This is a genomic window from Micromonospora palomenae (genome assembly GCF_007829925.1).
Classification (GTDB): domain Bacteria; phylum Actinomycetota; class Actinomycetes; order Mycobacteriales; family Micromonosporaceae; genus Micromonospora; species Micromonospora purpureochromogenes.
The window spans coordinates 1-15194 of the sequence record NZ_VIXA01000007.1; the positions used below are offsets into that span (position 1 = coordinate 1).

Consider the following 15194-nt stretch of genomic DNA (forward strand, 5'->3'; position numbering starts at 1 on the left):
CGCCGACCTGCCGTCCACCCGTGGCCTCGGCCCGGTCGGCGCGGTCGGCATCGGCGCCGCCCTGCTCGCGATGACCACCCTGCTGCCGGCGGTGCTCGTCCTGTGCGGCCGGTGGCTCTTCTGGCCGTTCGTGCCGCGCTACACGCCGACCGCCGTCAGCGCCGACGTCACCGCCGACCACGGGATCTGGCGGCGGATCGCGGGGCTGGTCGGCGGACGTCCCCGCGCGGTCTGGATCGGCACCGCGGCGGCGCTCGTGGCGCTGACCTTCGGCATCGGCAACCTCAGCATCGGCCTGCCCAACGAGGAGTCCTTCACCTCCGAGGTCGGCTCGGTGACCGGCCAGCGGCTGATCGCCGCGCACTACCCGAGCGGTTCCGCGTCCCCGGCGGAGATCCTGGCCACCGCCGGCGCGGCCGACCAGGTGATCGCCGCCGCCCGGGCGGTGCCCGGCGTCGCCCGGGTCGACGAGCCGGAGCGCTCGCCGGACGGCGCCTGGGTACGGGTCCCGGCGGTGCTGGCCGACACGCCGGACAGCGACGCCGCCATGGCGACCGTGCAGCGGCTCCGCACGGCGGTGCACGAGGTGCCCGGCGCCCAGGCGCTGGTCGGCGGCAGGACCGCGGTGCTGGTGGACGAGGAGCGCATCGTCGGCCGCGACAACCGGGTGGTCATCCCGCTGATCCTCGCCGTCGTCCTCGTCATCCTGGTGCTCCTGCTGCGGGCGCTGGTCGCGCCGCTGCTGCTGATGGTGAGCGTGGTGCTGTCGTACGCCGCCGCGATGGGGGCCGCCGGTTTCGTCCTGGACGCGCTGGGCTACACCAAGCTCTTCGTGGGAATCCCGCTGCAGGCGTTCCTGTTCCTCGTCGCCCTCGGCGTCGACTACACGATCTTCCTGATGACGCGGGCCCGGGAGGAGGCGGCGCAGCTGGGCCACCGGCCGGGCGTCCTGCGGGCGCTGACCGTCACCGGCGGCGTCATCACCAGCGCGGGGATCGTGCTCGCGGCCACGTTCGGCGCGCTGGGCGTGCTGCCGCTGGTCCCGTCGATGCAGACCGGGGTGATCGTGGCCGTCGGCATCCTGCTCGACACGCTGCTGGTCCGCAGCCTGCTCATCCCGGCGCTGGCGCTCGACCTGGGCGCCCGCACCTGGTGGCCGGGGAAGCTGTCCCGGCGGACCGCCCCACCCGCCCCGGCCGCCCCGGCCGAGCGGGTCCCCGCCGGAGCCTGACCGCGACCGCACCCCCGCCGGACCGGGCGGGCCGGGCTTCACCGCCTGGCCCGCCCGGTCCCGCGTGCGCACTGCTGCACCGCGGCGTGTCTTTCCGACCCGGCCGTCACCGAACGAGCGTGATACCTCAGAGTCATATTGATGCCTCTGAGGTATCACGCTCGCGGTGTGCCATACCTCGCACCGGTGCGACCGGGGCGCGACCGCAGTCTCGCCACGCGGATCGCGCCAGCACGCGCCCGGTCGTCAGCCGGCGAGCAGAGCGGCCATCCGCTGCGCCTGGGTTTCCCAGCGCCACTCTCGCTCCACCCAGGCCCGGCCGGCCGCTCCGAGCTGCCGGGCCAGGTCCCGGTCGGCGAGCAGGGTGGCCACCCGGTCGGCGAGCTGGGCCACGTCCCGGCCACGCACCACGTACCCGGTCTCCCCCTCGCGGACCGCGTCCGGCGCGCCGCCGGAGTCGCCGGCGACCACCGGCAGGCCGGTCGCGGAGGCCTCCAGATAGACGATGCCGAGCCCTTCGACGTCCAGGCCGCGGTTGCGGGTGCGGCAGGGCATCGCGTAGACGTCACCGGCGGCGTAGTGCGCGGGCAGCTCGGCGGCCGGCACCGAGCCGGTGAAGACCACGTCGCGCTCCACGCCGGTGTGCCGGGCCAGCTTCTCCAGCGCCGCCCGGTACGGCCCGCCGCCGACCACCAGCAGCGCCGCGTCCGGCACCCGACGGCGGATCTCCGGCATGGCCCGGATCAGCATGTCCTGCCCCTTGCGGGGCACCAGCCGGGACACGCACACCACCACCGGCCGGTCGGCCAGGCCCAGCCGGACGCGGACCGGCTCGCCGTCGACGGCCGGGTGGTAGGTGTCCACGTCGACGCCGGGCGCCAGCCGGTGCAGGTCGGTCACCCCGTGCAGCGCCCGTTCGAGCCGTACCCGGGTGTAGTCGCCGAGGTAGGTGACCACGTCGGTGCCGCGACCGATCCGGCGCAGCGCGGCCCGGGCGGCGGGCAGCGCCGCCCAGCCGACCTCGTGGCCGTGGGTCTGCGCGACCACCCGGCGGATCCCCGCCCGGCGGCGCAGCCCGGCCGCGAGCAGGCCCAGCGGGGCGGCGGCGCCGAACCAGACGGTGTCGCAGTCGTGCTCGCGGGCCAGCCGGGCGGCCCGGCGGGCCACCAGCGGGGTTGGCAGCAGCACCCGGGTCCGCTCCCGGACCACCTCGAAGGGCTGGTCGGCGTCGAACTTCGCCGCGCCCCGCCAGCTGGAGGCGTAGACCACCACGGAGCCGGAGGGCTGCCGGACGGCGAGGTTGTGCACGAAGGACTGGATGCCGCCGGGGCGGGGTGGGAAGTCGTTGGTGATCAGCAGCGTCCGGCTCATCTGCCGGCCTCCCTGGCGTAGGCGCGGGCGGCGGCCATCCGCTCCACGGTGGACGGGTGCGACGCCGACCAGAGGTACTCCCAGCGCGGCGGGTCGGGATCGGCCAGGTTGACCCCGGCCAGCCGGCGCTGCATCGCCTCGAAGGTGGCCGGGTCGCCGGTCAGCGCGAGGGCGTGCGCGTCGGCGCGCGCCTCGACCCGGCGGGAGATCAGCGCCTGCGCCGGCGCGGCGACCAGCCCGGCCACCGTCACCAGGGCGATCAGCAGCGGGAACGCGCGCGGCTCGGCGACCGAGTCGACCCCGGCCAGCCGCAGCAGCGGACCCCAGGAGCCCAGCAGGTAGAGCGCGACGACCGCGAGGGCGGCGCCGAGCGCGCCGGTGAGCGTGCCGGTCCAGACGTCCCGGTCCTTCGCGTGCCCCAGCTCGTGCGCGACCACGCTGGTCACCTCGGCCGGGGTGGCCTCGCGCAACAGGGTGTCGTAGACCACCACCCGCCGGGTCGGCCCCAGCCCGGAGACGTACGCGTTGACCGCCTTCGTCCGCCGGGAGGCGTCGGCGACCAGCACGTCGCGCACCGGCACCCCGTCGCGGGCCGCCATCGCCATCAGCTCGGTGCGCAGCGGACCCTGCTCCATCGGGGTGAACCGGTTGAACACCGGCTCCACCAGCACCGGCAGCACGAACGACAGCAGCACGACCAGCCCGGCCGCCCCGGCGGCGCCGAACGCCCACCACCAGCGGGGGGCGAGCCGGGTCACGGTGTAGAAGCCGAGCAGCGCGATCGCACCGATGACGGCGCTGACCGCGTACGACTTGAGCAGGTCGACGGCCCAGCCGCTCCAGCCGTGGGTGCTCAGCCCGTACCGGGTGAGAACGGACTGCCGCCAGGCGGCGAAGGGCAGGGTGAGCAGGTCGGCGAGGAGCACCACGGCGAGCCCGCCGAGCACCGCGCGGGCGGTCCAGTGGCCGCCGAAGGGGCGCCCGGCCAGCTCGACCAGGCGGGCGCCGAGCGGGGTGAGCCCGAGCAGCAGCGCCACCAGCAGCCCGACCACCAGCGCGCCGTACGCGCCGGGGCGCAGCGCGGAGCGGAACTCGCGCGCGTGGGCCACCTGGTTGACGGGGAGTTCGCCCAGCGCGGCGACCTGGTCGGCCCGGGGTGCCGGCGGCCGGCTCCACGGCACCAGCACGATGCTGGCGACCAGCAGCGCCAGCACCAGCCCGCCGAGGGTCAGCACCGCCCATCCGCGGGGGGTCACGCCGGCACCTCGTCCGCCGGCCCGCCGCCACCACGCCGTAACCGCGTCATGCCGCCGCTCCTCCCGCCGTGAGCGCCCATCCTATTGCCCGCCGCCACCGGACCCGGCGCGGTGCCCGCGCCCGCGCGGGCCGACCGGCGCGGACCACTGTCGGGCGATCGGTGCGGCCCGCCGCCGAGCGGCCGGTGCGGCCGGTCGACGGAGGCGTGGCGGCGTGGCGTGCCGGTCAGGCCACCCGGCGCCGGCGGGCGGCACGGGTCGGCGCGGCCTCGTGGGCCAGCACCGCCACGTCGAAGCCGGCCCGGGCGAAGACCTCGACCGCCCGGAGCTCGGCCGGCCCGAGGTCGGCGGCCGGCGAGTCGGCGTCGAGCAGGGCGGTCACCAGGCAGCCGTTACAGCCGGCGCCCCGGATCCCGCACCTGTCGCAGTCGATGAGCATCGTGCCTCCCTGACGGAGTGCGGCGCGGCGGGTGCGACACCCTGGTCACCACCCGCGCACCGTCGGTCAGGTCGGACACTAGTCATCGGGTACGACAGAACCGGACAACAGTGATCAAGAGTCAGGAACGGGCCAGCCGGCGCAGCAGCGAGTCCGCGCCGAGCGGGTACGCGCCGTGCCGGCGCACGCCGTCGGCGACCTCGCGGTCCGACGAGACGACCACCACCGGCCGGCCCGCCGGCTCGGCCCGGACCAGGCGGCGGATCAGCTCGTCGGCGGTCTCCCCCTTGCGGGAGAAGAGCACCCGGACGCCGCGCGGGGTGGGCGGCAGCCCGTGCATCCGCTCCGCGCCGTCGAAGACCACGGTGACCTCGTCGCCGGTCTGCGCGGCGATCCCGCCCAGCCCGGTGATCAGCCGTTTGCGCTGCTGTTCGAGGGACATCTCGCCGAAGCCGCGCTTGGTGACGTTGTAGCCGTCCACCACCAGGTGCGCCCGGGGCAGGGCGAGCAGCTGGTCCAGCCGGGCCGGGTCGTCGGTGTCCCGGGCGCGGGCGGCGGTGCCGGCGGGCGTGACGGCCGACGAGTCGGCGAACGCGTCGGCCACGAAGTCGGCCGGCAGCTTTTCCACTGGGTCCAGCGCCAGCTCCCGGCGCAGCCCGACGGCGGCCTGGCCGATGGTCTCCAGCAGCAGCCAGAGCCGGGCGTCGTCGACCGAGCGGGCCTCCTTGGCGCTGGCCCGGGCGACCCCGGCCGCCGCCTCGGCCTCGGCCAGCCGGGCCCGCGCCCGGCGCAGCTCGGCGTCGCTGTCGGCGGCCGCCCGGGCCGCCCGGCCCCGCTCGGTGGCGAGCAGCTCGTTGGCCCGGCGCTCGCGCGCCTGCGTCTCCCGCAGCGCCCGCTGGACCTGGCGGTTCTCCTCCCGCAGCTGCCCCAGCTCCTCGCGGACCCGGGCCAGCTCGTCGCGGAGCTTCTCCGCCTCGACCCGGGCCACCGCCCGGTCGTGCTCGGCGCGGGTGGCCCGCTGCTCGGCCTCCCGGACCAGCTCGGCGATGACGGCGCTGTCCGCCTCGGCCCGCACGGCGGCGCCGCTGGCCTCGATCAGCTCCCGCCAGCCCCGGGGCCGGGCCAGGTACGCCAGCGCGGCCACCTCGACCGGGTCGGCGGCGGCCGGCGCGGTGCCCTCGACCACGGCGGCGCCCAGGTCGCCGGCATCGGCGAGCACCCGCGCGGTGACCCGCTGGCGGAACAGCGGGTCGGCGGTGAGTTGGGCGGCGATCACCGGCGCGCCCAGCCGGGCGCGGCGGTTCGGGGCGAACTTGGCCACCCGGCGCAGCGGCACCGGCAACTCGTCGGCGGCCAGCCCGGGCAGCACCGCCGCGGTGAGCGTGACGATGCGCTGGCGGACCGGCTCGGGGAGGGTGGGCTCCGGCTCGGGCGCCCCCGCACCCGGTTCCGCTCCGCCCTCGGGCGCGGCGGTGGACGACCCCTCCTCCGGGAGGTGGTCGTCGTACGGCTCGGTGAGGGGCATGGGGCAAGTCTCCCACCGCGACCGGGCCCACCGCCGGGTGAGTGAGCCGATCTCTCATCCTAGACCGGCGGTGACGGCTGGGACGCCTGCGACGGGAGTGTCGGACCGGGCCGCTAGCCTGCCGCGCGTGGCACCTGGGGAGTACGTCCAGCAGACGCTGGCCGGTCTGGATCCGACAGCGGGCGGCGGGGTGGACCCGGCGCTGCCGCTCTACGCGACGACCTTCGTGGTGGTCGACCTGGAGACGACGGGCGGCGCCCCGGACGGCGGCGGCATCACCGAGATCGGCGCGGTCAAGGTGCGCGGCGGCGAGGAGCTGAGCGTGCTGGCCACCCTGGTCAACCCCGGGGTGCCGATCCCGCCGTTCATCACCGTGCTGACCGGCATCACCCAGGCCATGCTGATTCCGGCCCCGCCGATCGAGCAGGTGCTGCCGAGCTTCCTGGAGTTCATCGCCGACGCCGTGCTGGTCGCCCACAACGCCCCCTACGACGTGGGCTTCCTCAAGGCGGCCTGCGCGAAGCACGGCTACCGCTGGCCCAACCCGCGGGTGCTCGACACCGCCGCCCTGGCCCGCCGGGTGCTCACCCGCGACGAGGTGCCCAACCGCAAGCTCGGCACCCTCGCCGCCTACTTCCGCACCGCCACCCAGCCCACCCACCGGGCGCTGGACGACGCCAAGGCCACCGTCGACGTGCTGCACGGGCTGATCGGGCGGCTGGGCGGGCACCGGGTGGACACGGTCGGCGAGGCCATCGAGTTCGCCCGCGCGGTCACCCCCACCCAGCGCCGCAAGCGGCACCTCGCCGAGGGCCTGCCCAAGGTGCCCGGGGTCTACATCTTCCGGGCCGCCGACGACCGGCCGCTCTACGTCGGCACCTCCGGCGACATCGCCACCCGGGTGCGCAGCTACTTCACCGCGGCGGAGAAGCGGGCCCGGATCTCGGAGATGCTGGCCGCCGCCGAGCGGGTGGAGGCGGTCGAGTGCGCCCACCCGCTGGAGGCCGAGGTCCGGGAGCTGCGGCTGATCGCGGCGCACGCCCCGCCGTACAACCGGCGCTCCAAGTTTCCGGAGCGGATGGTCTGGCTCAAGCTGACCGACGGCCCCTATCCGCGGCTGTCGGTGGTGCGCAGCCTCGCCCCCGGCGACACCGCCTACCTGGGGCCGTTCCGCTCCAAGCAGGCCGCCGAGCTGGCCGCCGCCGGTTTCCACGACGCCGTCCCGCTGCGCCAGTGCACCCACCGGCTCTCGCTGCGCACGGTCACGCCGGCCTGCGCGCTGGCCGAGCTGGGTCGCTGCCCGGCGCCCTGCGAGCACCGGATCACCCCCGAGGAGTACGACCACCGCGCCGCCGCCCCGTTCCGCACGGCGACGGCCAGCGACCCGCAGGTGGTGGTCGACGCCCTGCTCGCCCGGATCGAGACGCTGTCGGCGGGCCAGCGCTACGAGGAGGCGGCGGTGGTGCGCTCCCGGCTGGCGGCGGTGCTGCGGGCGAGCGTACGCATGCAGCGGCTGGCCGGGCTGACCCGGATCGCCGAGCTGACCGCGGCCCGGCGTGCCTCCGGCGGCGGCTGGGAGCTGGCGCTGGTCCGGCACGGCCGGCTCGCCGGGGCGGGGGTCTCCCCGCCCGGGGTCCATCCTCGACCGACCATCACCGCGATCCGGGCCACCGCCGAGACGGTGGAGCCCGGTCACGGGCCGGTGCCCCGCGCCTCCGCCGAGGAGACCGAACGCATCCTGTCCTGGTTGGAGCGACCGGAGACCCGGCTGGTGGAGATGTCCTCCGAATGGTCCTCGCCGGTGTCCGGCGCGGGCCGCTTCCGCGACCTGCTGGCCAAGGCCGAGAACGGCGGATCCCACCAACTCTCGACCGAACGCTCATGAGCAAGTGACCGATCGGACGACGGTGACTGACTTAGGCTGTTAAGGGAGTGCAGTCCTGCCCGTTTCGTGGGCCTGCTTCCGGTTACCAGAGATGGTGATCGCGGAGCCGGGGTGAGGAGGTGTCCCTCGTGGACGTCGACGCCGGACACGGCGCCGCCCTGGGGGGCGCGCTCCCGACCCAGCCCGGGGAGCTGCCGCTGGCCCGCCGGCTGCGGTCCCTGCTCACCTGGCCGACCAACGACACCGACCCGGTCAACCACCTGGTCCGCACCCACCGGGGCATCCACGCCAGCGCCGAGACGTCGGTGCTGCGCCGGGCCTACACGATCGCGGAGAACATGCACCGCGGCCAGTTCCGCAAGAGCGGCGAGCCGTACATCACCCACCCGCTGGCGGTCGCCCAGATCTGCGCCGACCTCGGCATGGACACCACCACCCTGGTCGCGGCGCTGCTGCACGACACGGTGGAGGACACGCGCTACACGCTCCAGGCGCTCTGCGAGGATTTCGGCCGCGCGGTGGCCCACCTGGTCGACGGGGTGACCAAGTTCGACAAGGAGTTCTACGGCAAGGCCGCCGAGGCGGAGACGATCCGCAAAATGATCATCGCGGCGGGCAAGGACGTCCGGGTGCTGATCATCAAGCTGGCCGACCGGCTGCACAACATGCGTACCCTCGGCGTGCGCTCGGCGGCGTCCCGCGAGCGGATCGCCCGCAAGACCCAGGAGGTGCTCGTCCCGCTCTGTGACCGGCTGGGCATCCAGACCCTCAAACGCGAGCTGGACGACGTGGTGCTGCTGCACCTGCATCCCGAGGAGCACGCCCGGATCGCCCGGCACGTGCACGACCGGCCCGGGTGGGACGCCTACCTGGACGACGTGGTCGCCCAGACCAGGACGGCGCTGCGCCGCAGCCGGGTCGACGCCGAGGTGAGCCCCCGACCCCGGCACCTCTACTCGATCTGGAAGGACACCGTCGCCGGTGGCCACACGGCCCCGTTCGACCTGCCCCGGATCGTGATCGTGGTGGACGGCCCGGCCACCGACTGCTACGCCGCGCTCGGCGCGGTGCACGGGCGCTGGCGGCCCGTGCCCGGCCGCTTCAAGGACTTCATCGCCTCCCCGAAGAACAACCTCTACCGGTCGCTGCACACCAGCGTCTGCGGCCCGCAGGACCGCACCGTCGAGGTGCTGATCCGCACCCGCGAGATGCACCGCTCCGCCGAGTACGGCGTCGCCGCCGACTTCCGCTTCCCCCGCTCCTCCGGCGAGGCGGCCCAGGCCGAGCAACTCGGCTGGCTGCGGCGGGTGCTCGACTGGGAGCAGGAGGCTCCCGACCCGGCCCAGTTCCTCCAGTCGCTGCGCTGCGACCTGGCCGAGACCCAGATCCAGGTGGTCGCCGACGGCCGGCAGGTCGTGCTCCCGGCCGGGGCCACCCCGGTGGACCTGGCGTACGAGCTGGGCACCGAGTGGGGCGACCACTGCCTGGCCGCCCGGATCAACGGCCGGCTGGCGCCGCTCTCGTCCGAACTGGACGAGGGCGACGTGGTGGAGATCTTCACGGAGAACGACGCGGAGAGCGGCTTCGAGGCCGACTCGGCGCCGCGCGGGCCCCGGCGCGAGTGGCTGGGCTTCGTCAAGTCGCCGCACGCGCAGATGCAGATCAGCCGCTGGTTCGCCGAGCACACCGAGCCGGGCATCTCGATCGCCGACAAGGTACGCCTCGGCCGGGCGACGATCGGGCTGGCGCTGCGCAAGCACGACCGGGGGCTGGCCAGTGACCTGCCGCTGCTGCGGCTCTCCGAGGAGCTCGGCTACCCCGACCTGGAGACCCTGCTGGTGGCGGTCTTCGACCGGGCGGTCGAGCCGGACACCGTCGTGCGGCAGCTCATCGACCTGGTCGACCATCGCCAGTGATCCCCGCCCGGCCCAGCCGTCCCGACGCGGGTGGTGGGGCCGGGGCGCGGGTGGGGGCCCGAGGGCCTAGCCTGGAGTCATGATCCCCCGCTCGCGCGCCACCGGCCGGGCCGTCGCCTACAAGGTCTTCTACCGCCTTCCGGTGGGGATGCGCCGCCGCCTGGTCCGGCTCGCCGTGCCGAAGTACGTCGTCGGCGCGGTCACCCTGGTCCGGGACAGCGAGGCCGAGGGGACCGGCCGGCTCCTGCTGCTGCGCCAACCGCCCGGGTACAGCTGGACCCTCCCCGCCGGCCTGCTCCAGCGCGCCGAGGCCCCGGTCGTCGGCGCCGCCCGCGAGCTGTACGAGGAGTCGGGCATCCGGCTCTCCCCCGACCGGCTCCGCCCGGCCGTCCCCAACGCCCTGGTACACGCCAAGGGCTGGGTCGACATGGTCTTCGAGGCGGAGGTGCCGGCGTCGACCACCGAGCTGAAGGTGGACGGCGCGGAGGTCTACGAGGCCGCCTGGCACCCGCTGGACGACCTGCCCCGGCTCAGCCGGGCCACCGCCTTCCTGCTCGGGCACTACGGCATCGGGCCGCTGGCCGGGCAGATCCCGCCCACCGGTCGAGCGGCGTGACCGCGATCCCCGACCGGCCGTCGCCCCGGCCGGCCGGTGACCCGGCGCCGGTGCCGCCGGCGGGGATCTGCGCGCTGGTGCTCGCCGCCGGCGAGGGGACCCGGCTGCGGCCGCTCACCGAGCGGGTGCCCAAGGCGCTCTGCCCGGTCGGCAACGTGCCGCTGCTGGACCGGGCGCTGGCCCGACTCGCCGGGCTGGGCCTGACCGGCCCGGGGACGGTCGCGGTCAACGCCAGCTACCTCGCCGACCAGGTGGTCGCCCACGTCGGCGCGCGGGCCCACCTCTCCGTCGAGCCGGACGGCCCGCTGGGCACCGCCGGGGGCGTGGGCAAGCTGCGGGACTGGATCGCCGGGCGCGGCGTGCTGGTCGGCAACGCCGACGCGTACCTCGCCGATCCGGCGGCCGCCCCCGGGCCGGACGTCGCCGCGCTGCTCGACGGCTGGGACGGGCGGAGCGTACGCCTGCTCGGCCAGCCCGCCGCGGACCCGGCGGCCCCCGGCACGTTCGACGGGCACGAGTTCACCGGGTTCTCCCTGCTGCCGTGGCGGCTGGTCCGGGAGCTGCCGGCGACCTTCGGCGACCTGGTCCGGGCGGTGTGGCGGCCGGCGGAGGCGGCCGGGGCGCTGGAGGTGGTGGCGTACCCCGGCACGTTCTACGACACCGGCACCCCGGCCGACTACCTGGCGGCCAACCTGCACGCCGCCGGCGACGGCGAACTGCTCGATCCCGGCGCCACCGTGACCGGCCGGGTGCGCCGCGCGGTGGTCGGGGCGGGAGCGGTGGTCCGCGGCGACGTCGAGCGGGTGGTGGTCTGGCCCGACGCCACCGTCGACGAGGGCGAACGGCTGTGCGACGTGATCCGGGCCGGCGACGCGCTGACCGTGCCGGCGGGCTGAGCGGCCCGCGCCGGACCGGTCCTGCGCCGGCTGGTGAACATCTAGCATGAGCCACGACGTCGACGAACGGAGAAGCGTCCAGTGATCACCGCGATCGTCCTGATCGACTGCGCCACCGACTCGATTCCCGAGGTGGCCGAGACCCTGGCCAACCTGCCCGGCGTCAGCGAGGTCTACTCGGTGGCCGGGCACGTCGACCTGATCGCCATGGTCCGGGTCCGGGAGTTCGAGCAGATCGCCCAGGTCATCGCCGGCAGCATCTCCAAGGTGCCCGGCGTGCTCAACACCGAGTCGCACATCGCGTTCCGGGCGTACTCCCAGCACGACCTGGAGGAGGCGTTCGCGATCGGGCTGGCCGGCGCCGACTGACCGGTGAACGCGCGGTGGCCGGCCCACCCCGGAGGGCGGGCCGGCCACCGTCGGCCGTGCGGTGACGTCAGCTGGTGCCCGGAGCCGGCGTCCCGGTGGTGGCACCCGGCGACTCGGGCGTGCCGCCCGGGGTCGGGCTCTCGGTGGTGCCGCCCGGCGCCGGCGTCGTGGTGCCGGTCGGGCTGGGCGTGGCGGTGGCGGTGGCCTCCGGCACCGGGATGCCCAGCTGCCGCGCGAGGTTCACCAGCTCGTCGTAGTGCGCCTGGAGCACCGGCAGCGCGGTCTGCGCCAGCTGGATAACCGACTGCTCCTGACCCTGTGAGATCTCGGTCTGGGTGGCCTGGATCGCCTGGATGTGCGCGGCGAGCTGCGCGGTCACCCACTGGCGGTCGAACTCCTCGCCCCTGGCGTTCTCCAGCCGGTCGAGGATCTGCCGCTGGTCGGCGGTCGGCTCATTCGGCAGTTGCACACCCAACTGGGAGGCGGTCTGCTGGACCGACTGGTCCAGCTGGGTGTGGTCGGTCTTGAACATCTCGCCGAGCCGCTTGACCTCCTGGTTCTGGCCCTTCTCCCGGGCCAGCTCACCAGCTCTGATCTCGAACAGGTTGGACTGGTGCACCGCCTGCAGGTACTGGCTGTCCTGCGTCGACGGCTGTGCCGCGGCCTGTACGGCCGCGGCAGGCGCCAGACCGACCAGCACCAGCGCGGCCAGCAGGCCGAGGCGTTTGATTCCCAACATGTTTCCCTCCCCGTTGACGTTGGATCGCACGGATACCCGGCTGGCGGGGGTTATTCCTGCGTTTCCACCCGTCGGTGGGCGGGTCGCGGGGTGGGCAGGGCGGACCCGGACGAACGTCGCGGAAATGGACGTGGCGCCCGCCGGAGAACTCCGGCGGGCGCCACGGTCGGGTACGTCGTCAGCGACGGCTCTCGCCGCTGCCGATCTCCTCCCGCTCGGGGCGGGGCTCGACCGGCGGGTGCCCCGGCGAGACCGGCGCCTCGGCCGGCTTCTCGATCGGGTAGAAGAAGCCCCGGATGGCCGGGCCGAGAGCCCCGAGCCGGTTCATCTTCTTCGGCACCACCCAGCCGACGTAGTCCAGCTCGGCGTGCCCGTCGTGGCCGTCGGCCGCGCTGAGCGGCTGGTGGACCTCGACGAACCGGCCGTCCGGCAGGCGCCGGATGATGCCGGTCTCCACACCGTGGGCCAGCACCTCCCGGTCGTGCTGCTGGAGACCGAGGCACATCCGGTACGCCACGTAGTACGCCAGCGGCGGGACCACCAGCAGGCCGATCCGGCCCGCCCAGGTCATCGCGTTGAGGCTGATCTGGAACTTGTCGGCGATCACGTCGTTGCCGCCGGACAGGGTCAGCACCACGAAGAACGACACCGCCATGGCGCCCGCCGCGGTCCGGGCCGGCACGTCGCGGGGCCGCTGGAGCAGGTTGTGGTGCTTGCGGTCCTTGAGGTGCCGCGCCTCCATGAACGGGTAGAACAGGGAGATCGCGACCAGGATGCCCGGCAGCACGACCGTCGGCCAGAACAGCGGCGGGATGACGTACCCGTCGCCGATCGGGATGTTGATCTCCCAGGCCGGCATGAGTCGGGTCGAGCCGTCGAGGAACATGACGTACCAGTCGGGCTGGCTGGCGGCCGAGACCACCCACGCCTCGTACGGGCCGAAGTACCAGATCGGGTTGATCTGGAAGAGGCCACCCATCAGCGCGATCACGCCGAAGACGACCATGAAGAAGCCGCCCTGCTTGAGCGCGTAGCGCGGGAACATCCGCTCGCCGACCACGTTCTCGTTGGTCCGGCCGGGGCCGGGCCACTGGGTGTGCTTCTGCTTGAACACCAGGCCCAGGTGGACGGTGATCAGCGCCACCAGCAGACCCGGGATCAGCAGGACGTGGGCGATGAAGAAGCGGCTGATGATGATCTCGCCCGGGAACTCCCCGCCGAAGACCGACGAGGTGACCCAGGAGCCGATCACCGGGATCGACAGCATGATGCCGGAGGCGATCCGCAGACCGGTGCCGGACAGGCCGTCGTCCGGCAGCGAGTAGCCGGTGAAGCCGGCCAGGAAGCCGACCCAGAACAGCAGCGAGCCGATGATCCAGTTCGTCTCACGCGGCTTGCGGAACGCGCCGGTGAAGAAGACCCGCAGCATGTGCACGACGATCGAGGCCATGAACAGCAGCGCCGCCCAGTGGTGCATCTGCCGCATGATCAGACCACCCCGGACGTCGAACGACAGGTCCAGGCTGGAGGCGTACGCGGCCGACATCGGCGTGCCCCGCAGCGGGGCGTAGCTGCCGTCGTAGACCACCTCGGTCATCGCCGGCTCGAAGAAGAAGGTCAGGAAGACACCGGTCAGCAGCAGCACGACGAACGAGAAGAGCGCGATCTCGCCGAGCAGGAAGGACCAGTGGTCCGGGAAGACCTTGTTGAGCAGCTTGCGCAGCGGGGTGGCCACCTGGAACCGGTCGTCCACCGCCCCGGCCGTCTTGGCCGGCACCGCTGCTACGTCGAACTTTCGGCGCTTCATGGCCGCTCCCAGAAGTCGGGGCCGATGGTTTCGGTGTAGTCGGACTTCGCCACGAAGAAGCCCTCCTCGTCCACCTCGATCGGCAGCTGCGGCAGCCGGCGGCTGGCCGGACCGAAGATGGGCCGGGCGTTGTCGGTGATCAGGAACTGCGACTGGTGGCACGGGCAGAGCAGCCGGTTGGTCTGCTGCTCGTACAGGCTCGCCGGGCAGCCGGCGTGCGTGCAGATCTTGGAGTACGCCGCGTAGTTGCCCCACATGAAGTCCGGGCGGCCCACCCGCGCGTTGGCCTCGCGGGACTCCTGGGCGTCCGTCTCGCGCAGGTGGATCAGCAGGGTCGGCGAGTCGGCGTGCTTGTTGCTCACGCCGTGCTCGATGCCCGGGAAGACGGTCAGCTGGCCACCGGCGCTGATGTCGGCGGGGCGGATCGGCCGGCCGTCCTCACGGACCAGCCGGATCTTGCGGCCGCCCTCGGCCGGCGCGAAGCCGGTGGTGAACATCTGGTTGTTCTTGTGCGGCTGCGAGATCAGGCCACCGATCAGCGGGGCCGCGACGACCGCGCCCACCGGCAGCAGGCCCGCCGCCAGCGAGACGCCGAGCAGCGGACGACGCCGCACGCCCATCTCGTCGGCCATGTAGAGCATGGTCTCCCCGGTGATCTTGCGATCCTCCGGCGCCCCCGGCTGGTCGTGCCGGTCCTGGATCGAGACCTCCTTGGGCAGCAGCTTCTTGCCCCAGGTGAGGATGCCGAAGCCGACGGCCAGGAGCGCGACGCCCAGGGTGAGGCCGAGCAGCGGGGTGTACCACTTGTCACCGCCGCGGCCGGCCTCCCACTTCCACGGCCACCAGATGTAGATGACCAGGAAGGCGGTGGCAGCGAGGCCGGTGAGCAGGAAGAAGCTGGCGACCGTACGGGTCAGCCGGCGCTCGGCCTTGCTGCCGGGCGCCACCTGCTCCTCGTAGTGGACGATCTCGATGTCGTCCCGACGCGCGCCCTCCTGGACGATGTCGAACCGGGACAGCCGGGGGTCCAGGACGTCGAGCGGCTCCCGACCCTGCGGGGCCTGGTGCTCGGTGTGGGTGCTCATGCCGTCACCTCGCTACGGGCGGTGCCGACGCACGGCACCACGGCAATGGTACTGACGTT

The 15194-nt window shown here is 74.1% G+C and carries 13 protein-coding genes; 6 read left to right on the top strand and 7 right to left on the bottom strand.

What is annotated here, in order from left to right; all coding sequences use genetic code 11:
- A partial coding sequence (locus FHX75_RS29960; protein WP_154943947.1) for an MMPL family transporter occupies positions 1–1231 on the top strand: 1231 nt, incomplete at its 5' end.
- Between the two features lie 246 nt (positions 1232–1477).
- On the opposite strand, the gene FHX75_RS29965 is transcribed toward FHX75_RS29960, so the two are convergent.
- The 4 genes from FHX75_RS29965 to FHX75_RS29980 all read right to left on the bottom strand — a co-directional run bounded on the left by FHX75_RS29965 (position 1478) and on the right by FHX75_RS29980 (position 5822).
- Positions 1478–2602 carry a glycosyltransferase family 4 protein gene (locus FHX75_RS29965; RefSeq protein ID WP_154943948.1) on the bottom strand — a complete coding sequence of 375 codons (1125 nt, stop codon included), beginning with the start codon at positions 2600–2602 and terminating at the stop codon, positions 1478–1480.
- Positions 2599–3858, bottom strand: a complete 1260-nt coding sequence (locus FHX75_RS29970) for a M48 family metallopeptidase (protein WP_154943949.1) — start codon at positions 3856–3858, stop codon at positions 2599–2601. Before FHX75_RS29970 ends, FHX75_RS29965 begins: the two co-directional genes overlap by 4 nt.
- Before the next feature lie 226 nt (positions 3859–4084).
- On the bottom strand, positions 4085–4297 hold the full coding sequence (locus tag FHX75_RS29975) for a hypothetical protein (protein ID WP_154943950.1): 213 nt from the start codon (positions 4295–4297) through the stop codon (positions 4085–4087).
- A gap of 121 nt (positions 4298–4418) precedes the next feature.
- The gene (locus FHX75_RS29980; RefSeq protein ID WP_154943951.1) at positions 4419–5822 is read right to left on the bottom strand and encodes an NYN domain-containing protein; all 1404 of its coding nucleotides are present in this window, start codon (positions 5820–5822) and stop codon (positions 4419–4421) included.
- Between the two features lie 127 nt (positions 5823–5949).
- Here FHX75_RS29980 and FHX75_RS29985 point away from each other — a divergent pair, with 127 nt between their 5' ends.
- The 5 genes from FHX75_RS29985 (at position 5950) to FHX75_RS30005 (ending at position 11504) form a co-directional block, all read left to right on the top strand.
- Complete coding sequence (locus FHX75_RS29985; RefSeq protein WP_154943952.1) at positions 5950–7707, top strand: DEDD exonuclease domain-containing protein; 1758 nt, start codon at positions 5950–5952, stop codon at positions 7705–7707.
- 128 nt (positions 7708–7835) lie between these two features.
- Entirely contained in the window at positions 7836–9623 is a 1788-nt protein-coding gene (locus FHX75_RS29990; RefSeq protein ID WP_154944003.1) for a RelA/SpoT family protein, read from the top strand.
- A 79-nt stretch (positions 9624–9702) separates the two neighbouring features.
- On the top strand, positions 9703–10239 hold the full coding sequence (locus FHX75_RS29995) for an NUDIX domain-containing protein (RefSeq protein ID WP_154943953.1): 537 nt from the start codon (positions 9703–9705) through the stop codon (positions 10237–10239).
- Between the two features lie 50 nt (positions 10240–10289).
- A complete protein-coding gene (locus FHX75_RS30000) occupies positions 10290–11135 on the top strand; it encodes a sugar phosphate nucleotidyltransferase (protein WP_154944004.1) in 846 nt (281 codons plus the stop codon).
- Between the two features lie 81 nt (positions 11136–11216).
- Complete coding sequence (locus FHX75_RS30005) at positions 11217–11504, top strand: Lrp/AsnC family transcriptional regulator (protein ID WP_088961047.1); 288 nt, start codon at positions 11217–11219, stop codon at positions 11502–11504.
- Positions 11505–11571: 67 nt separating this feature from the next.
- Here FHX75_RS30005 and FHX75_RS30010 read toward each other — a convergent pair whose 3' ends face one another.
- The 3 genes from FHX75_RS30010 to qcrA form a co-directional block, all read right to left on the bottom strand.
- On the bottom strand, positions 11572–12243 hold the full coding sequence (locus FHX75_RS30010; protein WP_154943954.1) for a DUF4142 domain-containing protein: 672 nt from the start codon (positions 12241–12243) through the stop codon (positions 11572–11574).
- 178 nt (positions 12244–12421) lie between these two features.
- The gene (gene qcrB, locus FHX75_RS30015) at positions 12422–14050 is read right to left on the bottom strand and encodes a cytochrome bc1 complex cytochrome b subunit (RefSeq protein ID WP_154943955.1); all 1629 of its coding nucleotides are present in this window, start codon (positions 14048–14050) and stop codon (positions 12422–12424) included.
- Positions 14047–15135 (bottom strand): cytochrome bc1 complex Rieske iron-sulfur subunit, encoded by a 1089-nt coding sequence (gene qcrA / locus FHX75_RS30020; RefSeq protein ID WP_154943956.1) that lies wholly within the window; start codon positions 15133–15135, stop codon positions 14047–14049. The genes qcrB and qcrA overlap by 4 nt, the downstream gene beginning before the upstream one ends.
- Between the last annotated feature and the right edge of the window lie 59 nt (positions 15136–15194).